Genomic DNA, 15,727 nt, shown 5'->3' on the forward strand with positions numbered 1-15,727 from the left:
AAAGGATATTAGACGTTATAAAAATATCCAAATTAATTGTGTGAATTCTTATGATTTCTCAGTAATAGTTCCTTAAAGATGTTTTTTAAAATTAGTTAATAATAAATGTTCATTTATCTTAGTTTCTTCAATTTTTGAGAATCCGTTTTTTTCATAGAATCTTACTGCTGGTGTATTTTTAGAACCGGTTGACACGATTATCGTTTCAATAAAATCTATATTGCTTTCAATAAAATCCAATAACATCTGGGCAATACCTTTTCTAAAATATTTCGGCTGCACGATCAGCCTGTATATATCCATTACATCATTTTCTATTTTGATAGAAATGGCTCCAATTAGAACTCCATCTTGGTAATATCCAAAGAAAGTTTCTCCGCATTGTTGCAACTTTTCAGCGGTATCTTTTAATGGTGGAATATCATAATACTCAATGATTTCTGCCTCTACCTCATACGAAGGAATTTGAATGTTTAAAACTTCTTCAGCAATTTTAAAATTAGAAATATCAATCTTTTTTATCATTTCTTTACCTCATTTTAAATTTCACTTGAATCATATTTTTTCTAGTTTCCTACAAATAATCCTTTACGTTCTAAAATGGATGCTATTCCCTGTGGATGATAGGTCATATGTTGATCTGCTTCTTCAAAAGACATCCATTTGATTTGTTGTATCTCATCTGGAAAATTTACCGCGATATCCCCTCTATATGCTTTAACTTTAAACGTAAATAATAATGCATGATGATTCCGATCTTCAAAAAACTTTTCTCTTACATCGATGAGTGTACCCATTTCAACTTGTAGATTCGTTTCTTCATTTACTTCTCGAATAAGTGCCTGCTCAAGTGTTTCGTTTTGTTCGACTGCACCACCAGGTAGTGTCCATATCATATTTTCATTTTGTACCATTAATATTTCATCTGTTTTCTCTTTACAGATTGCGGCATATACAACATCTACTCTTTTCATTTGCCCCCCCTAGTCCAATTACAGTACTCACTTCAGTTTTATCTCGATTTCTTTTGCTAAAGCAGTCAGCTTGTTCATTGTATTCCAATTACGTATTGTTACTGGAACACCAAGCTTTTGCACATTGTTCGCTAACTTGGAATTACGAATGCCTTTTCGGAATAAGAGATACACTTCACGGCCTTCAAATCGAAAGTCTTCATATTCAGTCCTAAAGGCACTTAGAACTTCAATTCTTTCCTGTGAAGGAACTTCGAATAATAAAGCTACATAAAGGCTCTCCCCTTCTAACGATGCTTCTGCAACCGAAATCTCTTCTTTCGAAAAAGGACATTCTCCCGTAATCCGTTCCAACTCTATGGAAGTTCTTAAAACAACACTTATCGTAAATCCAAAATCCGCCTTTATTTCATGTTCAATACGCTTGAGTATAAATGGTTCTTTCTCATCTGATTCGAAAAGGACATTTCCACTTTGTATATACGTTTTTACTCGTGTAAATCCCATTTTCTCAAACATTTTCTTTAGTTCCGCCATTTTAATCTTATTGTGGCCACCTACGTTAATACCCCGTAAAAAAGCAATATAAATTGTCATCTGTATTCCCTCCTCCCTTGCTTAAAACCATATTCTACTTCTGTTATTCGCCATTTTTATATTCACTTAGATTGACTTGAAATAAATAATCTCAGGATCCCCGTCATCTAAATTTTCAACGAAGCCACTACGTACAAATCCTTGCGACTCAAACACCTTCTGCATTTTGATATTCGATTGATTTGTGGAGGAAAATACTTTTTGAGTTGGTGCAATGCTTTCAAAATAGTTAATTAAAGCTGTTGCGTATCCCTGTCGTCTTGCTGACTTTGAAACTATGATTAACGATATAAAACTACATTCAAAAAAACTCATATCAAATAGTAAAAACGCTTGAACTGCCTCTTCCTCTTTAATAATTAAGCAATGGCCTTCACCTACTATTTTTTCGATATGTTTCCTTCTACTCATATTGCCTATGATTTCAGAATCGAGCTTTACTATTGCATCTATATCTTCTACCTTTGCTGTGATAACAGAGTTCAAGTAATCACTCCTTTATGACAAGACACATGACTGCAATATTAATTCTTATTACATTTATTTAAAAACTCATCAATTTGTTGAAAGTGATGTAAATCATGTTCTATTAGGCCTTTAAAATATTCAGTAATAGTTAATGTACTCGTGCCTATATTCAATTCTCTGTTAAATTGACTTGCAGGTATCTTTGTTATCTCATTCAGTAACTTTATTCTTGTCAGTCTACATTTTCTAATGCCTTCATCTTTAGATATATTTCGACTTTCTAATGCTGTAATTTGATTCATTTCTTGAACATTTGGACTTTCTAATTCTTGTTTTAGATTTAGCAAGTAAGGTAGTCTGTTTTCCAGTACGAATTTGTCCCATGGTACTAAATGTCCTATAATTTCACAGACTGACCATTTACTTTCTTCTATTGGTGTAATCCAGCAGTCGTCAGATACTCTTTTTAAACTCTCTATATATTGGATAGATTTTTCATAGTGGTTCAAAATTAATTTTTTTGATTCTATTGCACTCATCTCCATAGAAAAATATTTTTCACTAAGTATTGCTATTTGGAGCTCTCAAACTGAATTGCGGCTTCTAAAATAGTTGTAGCTAATTCATGATCATCAATGATATATGGAATTTCTGATGGTTCTACCCATATACGTGCAGTCCCTTCATTTTCACGTAAAAATGATAAGCATTCTTTAACATCCATTCGGTAAAAGGATTGATAACCTATCATTGGATATTTACCACCTGGAACAAATAATTGGTTCTCTTCATGATTAACTTCAATTGCACCTAGGTAAGTAATATTACCTTTCACATAAGCTTCTTCATACACTTCACGATGCATTGCTTCTTCAGCAGATTCACCACTTTCAATATGACTACCTGGATAGTTAAATCCTCTATCTTTAATTTTAGAAAGTAGCACTTTGTTATCTTGGATATAGATTGCATGAACACTAGTTACTACTCACAACTCATCTAGTTGGAAATTTGGTTTCCATGTGAGTTTCACTCTATGACCGTTCCAATAAACTATAACTGTCTTCATATGATCCTCCTAAGTTATTGCGATAATATAACTCTTTAAAGTTTACCTAGAAATTCGATTGGTAATTGCTTCTCAACAACTTTATTTTCAAGAAAGACTTTATACGCTTTTACTTTCGGTCTTGAGCTCACAACATCAATGTAATGAATCGCCACACCGTCATCAGCTGCTATGCCTGCTTCGATACGTTGTGACTCAATTAACTGATGGTAAGATGGTCTTCTATCTTTTTCTTCATCATAATGTGGGCAATGACTTCCTTTTAAAAACCCTAAACATTGAATTGATTCGAGGCCATCTCCATATGAATCTGTAATGCCCTCTTCAAACCAACAAAGAGCCCCTGCACTAATACCAGCAAGAACAATACCCTTTTCCCATGCTTTTTTTAAAATTCTATCTAGACCCCATTCTCTCCATAAAACCAATAAATTTTTCGTATTCCCTCCACCTACGTAAATGATGTCTTTTTCTAATATGAATTCTTCTAAATCTCTCGTTGGTGGATTAAACAAAGATAAGTGCGTAGGTCTGCAATTTTGGGTCTTAAAAAAATCATAAAACCGTGCTATGTAATGATCAGCATCGCCACTTGCTGTAGGTATAAAGCAGATTTTAGGGTTAATCTCTTTTGATTGCTTGAGAATGTATGAATCTAACAAAGGATTTTCAGGCTCCATTGAAAATCCGCCGCCACCAAGTGCAATAATTTGTTTCATTGTTTTCATCCTCCTTCAACTATTGAGAAACTCTAGGAATAGCAAATTTCATCCGGCACATTGAGAAACTTAATGTTGAATGTTGTACCTCATCATGAAGTTGCCAAAGGCTATCTACTGTTTTTAGTTCTACATTTCGATTGAAAAGCGCTTCAATCAAATCTGTTATTTCTATACAGTTAATCGGAACTTGTTTCTTTTCGCTAACATAATATCCCGCATTTTCATCAAATAAGTTAAATTCGATTGAATCAAATTCATATAAATATAGCTTTGTATCTCTCATTTTTTGTAGCCATTTGTTTTCAATTACTACCACATGATTGCTTGGGCTTGATGAAAGATATCGAGTTTTATCTTCTTTAGATGTCTCTGCATTAATATGAAAACAAACACGGGGGCAATTCCTTGGAGTAAAAAAATTGGGTAAACACCTTTCATTAATTGCCCAAACAAGTCTTTTTGTCTGATCTAAATCCTGACGAGAAGGTATTCTAGGCTCAAAAACCTCAATATTTCGTTCTTCACTTACATGAAAAAGTCTCATATTAACCTCCCATTAAATTTTAGTAAAAATATTCTATTTCGCCCTATTATTAGAATATCATAATACGGGGGTGAATGAGTTGGGATATGAAGCCCAGTCAAAAAAAGTAAAAATTTCTACAGAGCGTGAGATTAAAATTCCAGAAGAGTTTTATGAAGAGTTTTCATTAATTGATGAGGTTCAAATTTCTAAAGTAAATGGGGCACTAATTATTACGCCAATAATTGATCCTGTTTTCGAGAAATATAAAACGCTCATTATGGAGCAACTGACAAAAGCAGGTTATACCGGTCAAGAGTTAACGGATAAGTTCAACGAGTTACGTAAGCAAGTACAAGTGAATGATGGTTTTACACTGTTCATGAACGTTAAACCAGACTTTAAAAAGCAAGAATAAGCCAAAATCATGTAGCTATATTACTTTGTAGTACAGGTCATTTTATCGCTTATTTCAACAAAAAAACGTAGCTAGATAGGAATGTTTGTTATCCCTATCTAGCTACGTTTTTACTTGATTGTGTTAGTACCTACCCACGATTTCATACGACTAGAAACTCGTTGTAGAATGTTTCTAAATTTCAATCCACTAGTACCTACAACTACACCAATCATTATCAGTAAGCAACCTACCATTTGCAACAAGGTAATCGGCTCATTTAATAAAAAATAAGCACCAATTAACGCAAATATAGTGCTGAAATTAACAAAAATGGCAGCTTCTGCAGGGCCAATTAGTTTAATCGAAGTATTATATAGCATATGACCAATTGCTGTAGCAAAAATGGCAGAGGCAAATAAGACGAGTATCACATTAGAATTTATTGTTTGAAAATCTTTAAATCCACCTGGTTCCATAATTAAACTGATGACGAATAAAATAATTGATCCAATGATCAAAATATAACCTGTTAAGATCATTGGATTTATCAATTTTGATGCTTTACTAATAAATATAAAACTAAAAGCTTGCAACAATATGGATAAAAAAATATAAAAGTCTCCTAGTTGAAGTTCTCCTACTTTTTCTGCACCATTTAACACAGTTAAAATAACTCCAACTGTTCCTAATACAAAACCAGAAAATTTTTGATATGTTAATTGAGATAGCTTAAAAGCCATCGACAAAAGAGCTGTCAATAGAGGGCCGAAACCAAGGATAATACTCGTTTTTACAGCTGAAGTGCGTTGTATCCCTACTGCCAAAAATAGATGGTGGCAAACTACGCCCAACAAGCTAATTATCACTATATACTTCCATGGAAAATCTCTCTGAAACAAAGTTTTTTTTAACAGAGCCAAAATTAGCAATACTGTTGTTCCAGCAATAAAAATTCTTACAGCACTCATCGTAATTGGATTTAAATGATCGACTAAAGTTTTTAATGCCGTCACATTTAAGCCCCAAGCCAACATAATCATTACTAAAATACTGTATACTTTGGTATTCCCCATAGCGATTCCCTTCTTTTAACCATTCTTTTATTTACCTAGATGATTATTTTTTCGTAAATAAAGGCGTCATCTTCCATCTGCTTTAATACGACTGCATCACCTATTTCGACTGGTTCTGTCATCCTCACTGTAACTTTTGCTGAAGATTCATCTAATTGTACGAGAACAACAGAATACGGTGCTAAATGACTAAATTCAGTAGGCGCTATATGGATTACTGTGAAGCTATATACCGTTCCTTTATCTGATACATCTTTTTGTATAAATGTATCGTTACCACATTTTGGGCAGAACTTTTTCTGTGAAATTGATTCCAACCCACAGCACTCATAAATTTTCACGTGTTCACACCCTTTCTAAAATATGAACCGTCGAATAAGCACCAGTGCCACCAAGATTTTGCGCTAGGGCTATTCTCGGCGACTTATCCAGTTGGTTCGCTGCATTCCCGCGTAATTGACGAACGAGTTGATAAATTTGTGCGATACCCGTTGCCCCAATTGGATGTCCTCTTGATAAGAGTCCTCCACTTGTATTAACAGGTATAGTACCTGTAACCTCCGTCTGCCCTTCTACAATAGCTTTCCATCCCTCTAATTTTGGAAAGAAACCCAATTCCTCAATCGCAATAATTTCAGTCATTGAGAAGCAATCATGAATTTCAACTACATCGATATCTTCAGGTCCTAAAGCAGCTTTTTCGTAAGCTTTTTTACCCGATAAACCTATTGCTGGAATTGATAGTAAATCCATTGTATCTTGCATCATTGTTGGACCAGAAACTTGTGAAGAAGCTCTAACATGAACTGGAGATTTTTTACGGGATATTACAATAGCGGAAGCTCCGTCAGTCATTGGCGAGCAATCAAATAAGCCTAAAGGATCTGTTATTAATCTTGCTTCCATAATTTCTTCTAATGTTGCACTCTTTTGAAATTGTGCAAGAGGATTATTCAACGCATTTTCACGATTTTTCAATGCAACTCTTGCCAAATGCTCCTTTGATGCACCTGTTTCATAAAAATAACGATTAGCTAATACACCAAAGAAACCTGGAAAAGTTAATCCAGCACTTTTTTCATTTGTAATCGTATCCATGGCTAAGTTTATAGCCTGAGTTACATCTTCAGTTGTTGCATGTTTCATCTTCTCTACACCGGCAACAAGGACGGTATCATATTCTCCACTTAAAATCCCCAATATTCCCTGTCTAAAAGCAATTCCTCCAGAGGCACAGGCTCCCTCTACCTTTGCTGAGGGAATAAAGCCTAATCCTAAGTCATTTGCTGCAATAGCCCCTAAAATTTCCTGACTAGCAATGCTCCCGCCCATAAAATTCCCTACGAATAAAGCGTCTATTTTTGGGCTACCTGCATCTTTAATCGCTTCTACACAAGCTTCTAGTAATAAGTCTTTCAAAGATTTATCAAGGAATTTACCAAATTTCGTCATACCGATTCCATGGACATAGATACCTGTCATTTAATCACCTCAGTATGTTGTATCTTCAATTCACGTTTCAAGATTTTTCCGTATGAGCTTTTAGGTAATTCATCAACTATAAACAGTTCTTTAGGCTTTTTAAAACTAGCTAAATGTTCTTTACAAAGAGTCATCAGATTATCTATGGTAACCTCTTCTGTGCCATTTGGTACTACATAAGCCAAAATCTTTTCCCCCCATTTCTCATCAGGGACACCAATGACACATGTTTCTTTCACACCTTGATGGAGATTCAAGATTTCTTCTATTTCACGTGGATAAATATTAACACCACCTGAAATTATGACTTCCTTCTTCCGATCTACAATTCGAATGTATCCATTGCGATCACGCGTTCCTAAGTCACCTGTATACAACCATCCATCCTTTAAAGTCTCAGAAGTTGCTTTTATATTATTCCAATAGCCTTTCATAACGAGAGAGCCTTTTACAATAATTTCTCCAATCACGCCATCTGGTACTTCATTTCCTTCATCATCTACTATTTTTACTTCGACGAACAAACCAATGCGTCCACAAGAATCTAAATGGTTTTGTAGTTCGAGACGTGGCATCATCGTAATACACATTGGTGCTTCCACTTGACCATATGTTTCTATAAACTTATTGCCAACTTTGTTAATCGCCTCTTGTAATTTTGAAGCAGCAATTGGAGAGCCCGCCATATTGATTGATTTAATCGTTTTCAATTTAGAGGCATCAAAGTCTGGATGCTGCACCATTAAATTGACCATCGTTGGAACTAAAAAAATAACATTTACTTGGTCTTTCTCCAAATCATTCACAAATTCTTTTGGCTCAAATTTATCGTAAACAATTTGCGTTAAACCGTATAACCAAGAAACATGGCTTAAAAAATTTGCACCATGTGTTAGTGGAGCAACATGCCCAACAATATCGTTATAATTTACTTCGCAAACTTGTGCTAAAGAAATTGCTCCTGCAATCATATTTCGATGCGATAACATGACCCCTTTTGGATTGCCTGTCGTCCCAGATGTGTACATAATAGCCAACAAATCATCTTCAGAGACATCCTCAAAAAATGACTTTCCCTTAAACTGATTTATAACTTCTTCATACGCATCACCGATATACAAAGCAGCTACATTTGTCTGGACGGCTTCAATTAATTCTTTCTCTCCAATAATTAATTGCACATCTGCATCAGCAATTTGATAGTGAATCTCTTTAGGATGTAAACGATAATTGATTGGCACTTTAATCATTCCTGCAAAAGAAATGGCGATATCTAATTCAATATGCTCTAAACGATTGGACATAAGAATGCCAATTCGCGTTCCTTTTGCGAAGTCACAGTTATGGAAAAACGCAGCCATTGCCTGTGCTCGCTCTAAAAACTGCGAATATGTAAACGAGCGATTCTTATCCTTCACCGCTATTTTTTCTGGATAAGCACGAGCAGATTTAATTGCTAATTGACCTAATGTTTCCATTTAACATCGCTCCTTCTGCAAAAAATTAAAAAGTTGAACACCAAATTCTTTATCTTCTGCACGTTGCAATACGACATCATTTACCGGTAAAATAATGAACTCAATTGTAATAGCTACAGGATTCTCTCCTTCTATAAAATGACCTCCTGTAATCTCTTTATCACAATCAACAACAATGCCGTGAAAGTGGATATCTATCTCCCCATCGACACCATAGCCGATAAAGCCTGTGCCTCCGATGATTTCAACCTCAGAAGTCGTCTTTACTTTCTCTGAGTATTTGATTTGCCCCTCCTGATCACCTTTAGCTACTTGGACAAAAGTTGCATAGGTTAATGAACCAATACATTGGAAATGTGCCGCAGTAACTTGAAAGTTACGACACACTTCCTTTATCCCTTCAAATAGATCTACATCTTTTTTTAATCGTCCAACGATTCGATTTGTAGCTTTGTCATGAACAGCTTGGTAACGACTGTTATCCAATACTGATTCCCCCATCAACTTTTAATACTTGAGAAGTCGTATATCCCGATTCCTTTGAAGCAAAGTACATAACTGCATTTGCTATATCACTTGGTTTGCCCATACGATCAATAACTTGCTTACTTGTATCATAAGCGACTCCCGCTGTAATGCCAGTTGTCGTTGCTCCAGGTGCCACTGAATTACAAGTAATACCAAACTTCCCTACTTCCTTTGCCACCCATTTTGTTAACGCGATTACGCCACCCTTTGATGCAGCATACGCTGGGCCAGAGCGTCCATCCTTTTCATCTCCTGAAACTACGCCTCCATTCATGCCGGATACTGAACTAATATTTACAATTCGTCCGTATCCAGCTTCCTTCATATAAGGATAAATACATGCTTGAGTAAATAGAAAAGCAGCTTTTAGATTCGTATCTAAATCTCGGTCCCAGTCCGCCATTGTCATATGCTCTATATCCAAGCGACAACAAGTGCCTGCATTATTCACTAATATATGAATTTCACCAAACTTTTCTATCGTACGCTGAACTGTTGCTTTGACAAATTGCTCATCTCTTATATCACCTATGCATTCCAAATAACTACTGCCTTCTAATTGTTGAATCGTTTTATCACAAACATTTAGATCCACCAATACAACATTCACACCTTCACGTGAGAGTTGTATTGCAACTTCCTGACCAATTCCACTAGCTGCACCTGTTACAATGGCTACTTCATCTTTCATTTTCATATCTACTTCCTCCTTCACTATTTTACTCCTAGTAAATCTGGTAAGAATGTCGATATTACAGGGACGTATGTAATCAGCATTAACACAATGATTGCTGCCACTATAAACGGTACAACCCCTCTTGAAATTTCAATAATATTGGTTTTCGAAATACTAGCTGCCACATACAAATTCAAACCAACTGGTGGTGTGAATAAACCGATTGCTAAGTTCACGGTCATGAAGACACCAAACACAGTTGGATCAACATTTAAAGCAAGCATTATTGGCAGTAAGATTGGTACAAAAATGTAGTAAGCAGAGATAGCATCAATAAATGCGCCTGCAATCAACAACAGAATATTAATCAAAAGTAGAATAAGAATTTTATTATCCGTCATTCCTAAAATTGCATCCGAAATGGTTACTGCCATTTGTTCTGTTGTTACAATATAAGCAAATACGGATGCTGCACTCACGATAATCATAATAACTGCCGTTTGCAATCCGGCATCAATAAAAATTTTATATAACAATGAAAAATAGTTTTTCCGTGCTACAAATGCACCTACGAGCAAACCGTATATAACAGCTACAACTGCTGCTTCTGTTGGTGTAAAAAACCCTCCGTAAATACCGCCTAAAATAATAACAGGAATCATCAGTCCAGGAACAGCTCGAAGGAATGCATCCCATCGTTCCTTCGCTGTAGCTTTACGTATTACTAAATCATCTGGTACTTTAAATTCACCTTTTCGTTCTGCATTCCAGCGTACATACATTCCTGCTATGATGAAAGCAATTCCAACAATAATTCCAGGGATAACTCCTGCCATAAAAAGGCGATTAATAGTTATCGGAATTTGATCCCCTGCCACGATAGCGAAAATTATGAAAGCAATTGAAGGAGGAATAATAATACCGATAGCACCTGAAGCAGCCAATAATCCTCCAGCCGTCTCCTTTTTGTAACCGTTTTTAACCATTGCAGGTATTAAAATACCCCCTATCGCTGCAACTGTTGCAGGACCTGAACCAGAGATTGCTGCAAAGAAAATCGCTACGATTACTGTTACAAAAACAATTCCGCCTTTACGATGTCCAACTAAAGTTTGTGCAAAATCAATCAACCGTTGAGAAATTCCAACCTGCTCCATAATAACTCCCGCTAAGATAAAGAACGGAATCGCTAGTAACGTAAACTTGGCAACACTCGTATACATAATATCTGTAACGACTTCAAAGCCATAAATTCCATTAGATACAAACAATACAACGACTGATGATATACCTAATGAGATGGCAATTGGAACTCGCATGAAGACGAGTACGAAAAACGCACCAAACAATAATAAAGCCATCATTGTACGTCATCTCCTTCCGCTTGTTCCTGACCAATTAATTTATATTCCTCTATTGTTACTTGAATAGTACGTATGACGCATAATACCGCTCCTAATGGCATTGCAATAGATAATATCCATTGTGGCATCCCTAAAGCTGGCGTTTTTTGCCCCATATCCATTTGGAACATCACCATTTTAATTCCATACCATAAAAGGATTCCGAACAACAAAAAGCTCATTAATGCAGAGAATAATATAATAACTTTTTTAAACCCCAAATTCGCTCGATCAAATATTAGTGTGAAGCCAAGGTGTGCGTATTTACGCACACCTACAGCCGTCCCTACAAATGTAAGTAGCACTAATAAATTTACTGTTATTTCTTCCGTAAATGAGAGGGATAAATTTAGTGCGTTACGTGATAAAATATTGAGTGCTGAAATTATTGTAATAGCGAGAAATGTTACTGCTAATATAATTTCCTCAAAATAGTTCAATATTTTCATTTTTGTTCCCCCTTATCTTTCTTGGAATGCTTTTAATAAATCTTCTCCCCAAATTGTTTTGTATTTATCATAGATTGGTTGAGATTGTTTTTTGAATTCTGCCAGCTCTGCATCTGTTGGTGTATAGAATTGCATACCGCTTGCTTTTAATTCTTCAATTTGTTTTGCTTCTTTTTCACGAGCCATTTCCACTTGATATGCAGATGCTTCTTTACCTAGACGATCGAACAATTCTTTATCTTCATCACTCATAGATTCATATAGTTTTTTATTCATACCAAGTACTAGTGGATCGTAAGAATAGTTCCACATAGTAATATGTTTTTGTACTTCATTTAACTTCGATGAAGCAATAACGTCAATTGGATTTTCTTGACCGTCAATTGTACCTTGCTGAAGTGCAGTAAATACTTCCGAGAATGTCATTGTCGCTGGGTCTGTTCCAAACCCACGGAACAAATCAGTGTACATTGTGATACCTGGTATACGAATTTTCATTCCTTTTAAATCAGCAGGACTTTTAATTTCTTTTTTGCTGTTTGTAATTTGACGGAAACCATTTTGTCCATATCCAAGTGCATGAACTCCTTTTTCATCTAAAATTTCTTTAAGTTTTTCTCCACCCGAACCATTAAATACTTTATCCACTTCATCAAGATTCTGGAAAAGGAAAGGTGCACTTGCTACGCCAAATCGATCATCTAAAATGGAATAAATAATTGTTGAGTTAAATGTTAAATCGATTGAGCCTTTTGCCAAACTCTCTACAGCCTTACCTGAGTCTCCACCTGATAATTGTTCATTTGCATATACCTTTATCTTAATACGACCATCTGTTTCCTTATCTAAATCTTCAGATAATTTTTCAGCTGCTTTATACCAAGAAGATGAATCTGAAACTGTAACTGACATTTTCAAATTGTACTTCTTATCCTTCGCTTCCTCAGCATCACCTTTACCTCCACAGCCTGCTAAAAGTAACGAAGCTGCTAAACCTAGTGTTGCTACTACTGATAACCTTTTTTTCCAATTCATCATTGTTTACACCCCTATATTCTCTGATTTTGTTATCGTGTCAAATAAGAAATCCACGATATGAACTGCATGCATTTGATCTTGTAACCCTTCCCTTTGAATCCCTACTTGCATCTGCATAAGGCAGCCTGGGTTTGATGTTACAATAATCGCCGGTTCTAGCTTTCTTACTTCTTCCATTTTTTTTGTTAGAATTCTTTTTGACATGTCTGGTTGCAATAAATTATAGATACCAGCTGATCCACAACAGCTACTTGCATCTGATAATTCTTTATATTGAAAACCAGGAACATTTTGTATTAATGCTCGTGGCTCTATATAAACTTGATTAACGTTTCTAAGATGACAAGAGTCTTGATACGTGACAATACTCTCACCTAATGGTTTTAATACCTCTAATCTAGCAGGCATTCCTAGTTTGACTAGTAAGGTTGAAATATCTATTGTCTTTTTAGAAAACCGCTTTGCTTTTTCAGCATAGGTTGAATCCGCGTGAACATGTTTTTCATACTCTTTTAAGAAAGCGCCACAACCCCCAGCATTATTGACGATAAAATCAAAATCATCCGAGTCAAAAGCATCAATGTTTCTTTGTATATTAACTTTTCCTTTAGTCATCTCTCCACTGTGGCCATGTAATGCCCCACAACACTGCTGTTCTTTTGGTATAACCACATTCGCTCCAAGCATTTCCAAAAGTGCAATCGTTTTGCGATTTGTTTCTTGAAACAATGTATCCATTAAACACCCTGTGAAAAAAGCGACTTTATATGTTCTATTATTTGTATAATTTATCGTTTGTTGTTCCCCGTATTTTATTTGCTGCGGCAAAACATTCTCCATCTCTTTCATAAATGGAGGAAATAAATTTAAAAACCCAATATTACGAGTAACTTTTTGTAGTCCTGACTTTTGATAGAAATGGATGAGTTTAACTGCATTTCCCATCTTTCGTTGATCCGCAAAGAGCCCATCAAACGCTATTTGCCTAATCTTCTTTTCTTTCAACCTCTTTGGCTTCACTTCTTGGATTGCATTTCTAGTTTGTTCGAGTAATGCCCCGTACTCAACACCAGCTGGGCAAGCCGGTTCACAAGCTCGACATCCTAGACAGATATTAAAAGATTCTTCAAATGAAGAGTCCCAAACAACATGACCATCACGTACTGCTTTCATAAGTGCAATACGCCCTCTTGGCGAATGCATTTCATCTCGCTCGGTATGTAAGTATGTTGGACACGCAGGTAAACAGAAACCACAGCGCATGCAATCCAGTAAATAGCTTTCTGTAATATGTTCACGAAATGATTGTTGCATATCTTTTTGAAGTCTAGTTACCATGGTTTATCACCACTCTTTTTTTCGTCTCTTTAGCGAAAATTTTACCCGGATTCATAATATTAAGTGGATCAAAAGCCTGTTTAATACCTTTCATGATTTCGATACCAGACGGACCCACTTTCCATTCTAAGTAGGGTGCCTTCATTTCACCGACTCCATGCTCACCCGTGATTGTACCGCCTAGAGAAATAGCATATTCAAAAACCTCTGCAAAAGCTTCTTCTACTCTTTCCATTTCTTCTACATCACGTACATCCGTCAAGCATGTTGGATGTAAATTGCCATCTCCAGCATGACCAAAAGTTGAAATTTGGAGATTATATTTCTTTGCTATTTCTTGAATAAACCGTACCATCTTTGATAATTCAGAACGTGGGACCGTGGCATCTTCCAAAATCGTCGTTGGTCGTTTACGTGATAATGCTGATAATGCCGTACGTCTACCAGTCTTCAGTGCATCTGCTTCTTCTTCCGTAGCAGCAATTTTAGTAAAAGTTGCGCCCTTTTCCTTGGCAATAGCAATCATTTCATTAATATCACGATCGACTTGTAGCTCCTCCCCATCTTGTTCCATTAATAACATCGCTTCGACATTTCGAGGTAATCCAATTTGCATAAAATCTTCTACCGCTTCTATTGTTCCTTTATCCAAAAATTCAAGCGTTACGGGAATAATTTTATTTGCGATGATTGTTGAAACTGTATCAGCCGCATCCTCTAACGAATTAAAATAAGCGATACCAGTTTTTTTGTAATTGGGCAACGGAATCAGCTTCAACGTTATTTCTGTAATCACACCAAGTGTTCCTTCCGCTCCTACCAATAACGCAGTGATGTCATAACCTGCTACATCCTTTGCTAATTTCCCTCCAGTTTTCATAATATCGCCATTTGGTAAAACTACCGTTAAACCTTTAACATAATCTTTTGTGACGCCATATTTTAAGCCACGCAAACCACCTGAGTTTTCACTGACATTGCCCCCGATTGTTGAAATCTTCATCGAACCTGGATCTGGTGGATAAAAAAGATTATTTCCTTCAACAAATTGGCTTATTTCCTGGGTGATCATCCCTGGCTGTACAGTGATGGTTAAATTAGCCTCATCAAAATCAACAATGTCTTTCATTTTGTTGAAAAGTAAAACCACCCCTCCCTGACTGGGAACAGTACCTGCAGCAAGATTCGTACCTGATCCTCTAGGAATAATGGGTATTTGTTCTTTTACACAAAACTTTACTATACTAGAAACTTCTTCAGTACTTCGAGGTGACAATACTAAATCTGGATTTGCTTGAAAATTGGCAGTAGCATCATACGAATATGCCACTAATTGAGCTAGTGAAGACTTTACATTTTCATGTCCCACAATTTTTGAAAATAAGTCTATTATTTTCTTTTCCATGAAATCCCCCTTACACGGTAAGATCCTTTAACTATTATTATAATATTCTGTCATTTGGGAATGATATGTTTCCAATAACAAATAATCTCCATTTATTCACCCAT

General features: G+C 35.9%; 20 protein-coding genes. 1 reads left to right on the top strand and 19 read right to left on the bottom strand.

Features of this window, described 5'->3' with window-relative positions; all coding sequences use genetic code 11:
• Window positions 1–72: 72 nt before the first annotated feature.
• From AC3IS5_RS13860 to AC3IS5_RS13895, 8 genes are all read right to left on the bottom strand, one after another.
• On the bottom strand, window positions 73–525 hold the full coding sequence (locus AC3IS5_RS13860) for a GNAT family N-acetyltransferase (RefSeq protein WP_489424951.1): 453 nt from the start codon (window positions 523–525) through the stop codon (window positions 73–75).
• A 41-nt stretch (window positions 526–566) separates the two neighbouring features.
• Window positions 567–974 carry an NUDIX hydrolase gene (locus AC3IS5_RS13865; RefSeq protein WP_489424952.1) on the bottom strand — a complete coding sequence of 136 codons (408 nt, stop codon included), beginning with the start codon at window positions 972–974 and terminating at the stop codon, window positions 567–569.
• Window positions 975–1,001: 27 nt separating this feature from the next.
• On the bottom strand, window positions 1,002–1,571 hold the full coding sequence (locus AC3IS5_RS13870; RefSeq protein WP_489424953.1) for a DUF1697 domain-containing protein: 570 nt from the start codon (window positions 1,569–1,571) through the stop codon (window positions 1,002–1,004).
• A 66-nt stretch (window positions 1,572–1,637) separates the two neighbouring features.
• Window positions 1,638–2,057, bottom strand: coding sequence for a GNAT family N-acetyltransferase (locus AC3IS5_RS13875; protein ID WP_489424954.1), 420 nt, complete (start codon window positions 2,055–2,057; stop codon window positions 1,638–1,640).
• 38 nt (window positions 2,058–2,095) lie between these two features.
• Window positions 2,096–2,584 carry a DinB family protein gene (locus tag AC3IS5_RS13880; RefSeq protein WP_489424955.1) on the bottom strand — a complete coding sequence of 163 codons (489 nt, stop codon included), beginning with the start codon at window positions 2,582–2,584 and terminating at the stop codon, window positions 2,096–2,098.
• Window positions 2,585–2,610: 26 nt separating this feature from the next.
• Complete coding sequence (locus AC3IS5_RS13885) at window positions 2,611–3,006, bottom strand: NUDIX hydrolase (RefSeq protein WP_489427896.1); 396 nt, start codon at window positions 3,004–3,006, stop codon at window positions 2,611–2,613.
• A gap of 137 nt (window positions 3,007–3,143) precedes the next feature.
• Window positions 3,144–3,827 carry a Type 1 glutamine amidotransferase-like domain-containing protein gene (locus AC3IS5_RS13890; RefSeq protein WP_489424956.1) on the bottom strand — a complete coding sequence of 228 codons (684 nt, stop codon included), beginning with the start codon at window positions 3,825–3,827 and terminating at the stop codon, window positions 3,144–3,146.
• Window positions 3,828–3,846: 19 nt separating this feature from the next.
• Window positions 3,847–4,374, bottom strand: coding sequence for a DUF6886 family protein (locus AC3IS5_RS13895; protein WP_489424957.1), 528 nt, complete (start codon window positions 4,372–4,374; stop codon window positions 3,847–3,849).
• Between the two features lie 79 nt (window positions 4,375–4,453).
• Between AC3IS5_RS13895 and AC3IS5_RS13900 the strand changes: the two genes are divergently transcribed.
• Window positions 4,454–4,771 (top strand): hypothetical protein, encoded by a 318-nt coding sequence (locus tag AC3IS5_RS13900; protein WP_053417060.1) that lies wholly within the window; start codon window positions 4,454–4,456, stop codon window positions 4,769–4,771.
• Window positions 4,772–4,881: 110 nt separating this feature from the next.
• Here the strand turns inward: AC3IS5_RS13900 and AC3IS5_RS13905 are convergent, their stop codons facing one another.
• The 11 genes from AC3IS5_RS13905 to AC3IS5_RS13955 are packed head-to-tail and all read right to left on the bottom strand — an operon-like array spanning window position 4,882 to window position 15,623.
• Window positions 4,882–5,826, bottom strand: a complete 945-nt coding sequence (locus AC3IS5_RS13905) for a DMT family transporter (protein WP_489424958.1) — start codon at window positions 5,824–5,826, stop codon at window positions 4,882–4,884.
• A gap of 35 nt (window positions 5,827–5,861) precedes the next feature.
• A complete protein-coding gene (locus AC3IS5_RS13910; RefSeq protein ID WP_489424959.1) occupies window positions 5,862–6,143 on the bottom strand; it encodes a Zn-ribbon domain-containing OB-fold protein in 282 nt (93 codons plus the stop codon).
• Between the two features lie 28 nt (window positions 6,144–6,171).
• Window positions 6,172–7,308: a thiolase C-terminal domain-containing protein gene (locus AC3IS5_RS13915; RefSeq protein ID WP_489424960.1), complete on the bottom strand. Its 1,137-nt coding sequence runs from the start codon at window positions 7,306–7,308 to the stop codon at window positions 6,172–6,174.
• Complete coding sequence (locus tag AC3IS5_RS13920; protein ID WP_489424961.1) at window positions 7,305–8,786, bottom strand: class I adenylate-forming enzyme family protein; 1,482 nt, start codon at window positions 8,784–8,786, stop codon at window positions 7,305–7,307. The genes AC3IS5_RS13915 and AC3IS5_RS13920 overlap by 4 nt, the downstream gene beginning before the upstream one ends.
• Window positions 8,787–9,272, bottom strand: coding sequence for a PPC domain-containing DNA-binding protein (locus tag AC3IS5_RS13925; RefSeq protein WP_489424962.1), 486 nt, complete (start codon window positions 9,270–9,272; stop codon window positions 8,787–8,789). It abuts the gene before it with no gap.
• Window positions 9,265–10,011 (bottom strand): SDR family NAD(P)-dependent oxidoreductase, encoded by a 747-nt coding sequence (locus tag AC3IS5_RS13930; protein ID WP_489424963.1) that lies wholly within the window; start codon window positions 10,009–10,011, stop codon window positions 9,265–9,267. Before AC3IS5_RS13930 ends, AC3IS5_RS13925 begins: the two co-directional genes overlap by 8 nt.
• Before the next feature lie 17 nt (window positions 10,012–10,028).
• Complete coding sequence (locus AC3IS5_RS13935; RefSeq protein WP_489424964.1) at window positions 10,029–11,354, bottom strand: TRAP transporter large permease; 1,326 nt, start codon at window positions 11,352–11,354, stop codon at window positions 10,029–10,031.
• Complete coding sequence (locus AC3IS5_RS13940; protein WP_489424965.1) at window positions 11,351–11,842, bottom strand: TRAP transporter small permease; 492 nt, start codon at window positions 11,840–11,842, stop codon at window positions 11,351–11,353. The genes AC3IS5_RS13935 and AC3IS5_RS13940 overlap by 4 nt, the downstream gene beginning before the upstream one ends.
• Before the next feature lie 12 nt (window positions 11,843–11,854).
• Complete coding sequence (locus AC3IS5_RS13945; protein WP_489424966.1) at window positions 11,855–12,880, bottom strand: DctP family TRAP transporter solute-binding subunit; 1,026 nt, start codon at window positions 12,878–12,880, stop codon at window positions 11,855–11,857.
• Between the two features lie 3 nt (window positions 12,881–12,883).
• Entirely contained in the window at window positions 12,884–14,218 is a 1,335-nt protein-coding gene (locus tag AC3IS5_RS13950; RefSeq protein WP_489424967.1) for a (Fe-S)-binding protein, read from the bottom strand.
• Entirely contained in the window at window positions 14,208–15,623 is a 1,416-nt protein-coding gene (locus AC3IS5_RS13955; protein WP_489424968.1) for an FAD-binding oxidoreductase, read from the bottom strand. The genes AC3IS5_RS13950 and AC3IS5_RS13955 overlap by 11 nt, the downstream gene beginning before the upstream one ends.
• Between the last annotated feature and the right edge of the window lie 104 nt (window positions 15,624–15,727).

The sequence above is a fragment of the Viridibacillus sp. KH_047 genome (assembly GCF_057838945.1).

Excerpts from the sequence above, each read along its gene's own strand:
- AC3IS5_RS13895 (WP_489424957.1), bottom strand. The coding sequence starts at position 4,374 with ATGAGACTTTTTCATGTAAGTGAAGAACGAAATATTGAGGTTTTTGAG.
- AC3IS5_RS13940 (WP_489424965.1), bottom strand. The coding sequence starts at position 11,842 with ATGAAAATATTGAACTATTTTGAGGAAATTATATTAGCAGTAACATTT.
- AC3IS5_RS13950 (WP_489424967.1), bottom strand. The coding sequence starts at position 14,218 with ATGGTAACTAGACTTCAAAAAGATATGCAACAATCATTTCGTGAACAT.
- AC3IS5_RS13955 (WP_489424968.1), bottom strand. The coding sequence starts at position 15,623 with ATGGAAAAGAAAATAATAGACTTATTTTCAAAAATTGTGGGACATGAA.
- AC3IS5_RS13935 (WP_489424964.1), bottom strand. The coding sequence starts at position 11,354 with ATGATGGCTTTATTATTGTTTGGTGCGTTTTTCGTACTCGTCTTCATG.
- AC3IS5_RS13870 (WP_489424953.1), bottom strand. The coding sequence starts at position 1,571 with ATGACAATTTATATTGCTTTTTTACGGGGTATTAACGTAGGTGGCCAC.
- AC3IS5_RS13920 (WP_489424961.1), bottom strand. The coding sequence starts at position 8,786 with ATGGAAACATTAGGTCAATTAGCAATTAAATCTGCTCGTGCTTATCCA.
- AC3IS5_RS13945 (WP_489424966.1), bottom strand. The coding sequence starts at position 12,880 with ATGATGAATTGGAAAAAAAGGTTATCAGTAGTAGCAACACTAGGTTTA.
- AC3IS5_RS13860 (WP_489424951.1), bottom strand. The coding sequence starts at position 525 with ATGATAAAAAAGATTGATATTTCTAATTTTAAAATTGCTGAAGAAGTT.
- AC3IS5_RS13930 (WP_489424963.1), bottom strand. The coding sequence starts at position 10,011 with ATGAAAATGAAAGATGAAGTAGCCATTGTAACAGGTGCAGCTAGTGGA.
- AC3IS5_RS13905 (WP_489424958.1), bottom strand. The coding sequence starts at position 5,826 with ATGGGGAATACCAAAGTATACAGTATTTTAGTAATGATTATGTTGGCT.
- AC3IS5_RS13890 (WP_489424956.1), bottom strand. The coding sequence starts at position 3,827 with ATGAAACAAATTATTGCACTTGGTGGCGGCGGATTTTCAATGGAGCCT.
- AC3IS5_RS13915 (WP_489424960.1), bottom strand. The coding sequence starts at position 7,308 with ATGACAGGTATCTATGTCCATGGAATCGGTATGACGAAATTTGGTAAA.
- AC3IS5_RS13865 (WP_489424952.1), bottom strand. The coding sequence starts at position 974 with ATGAAAAGAGTAGATGTTGTATATGCCGCAATCTGTAAAGAGAAAACA.
- AC3IS5_RS13880 (WP_489424955.1), bottom strand. The coding sequence starts at position 2,584 with ATGGAGATGAGTGCAATAGAATCAAAAAAATTAATTTTGAACCACTAT.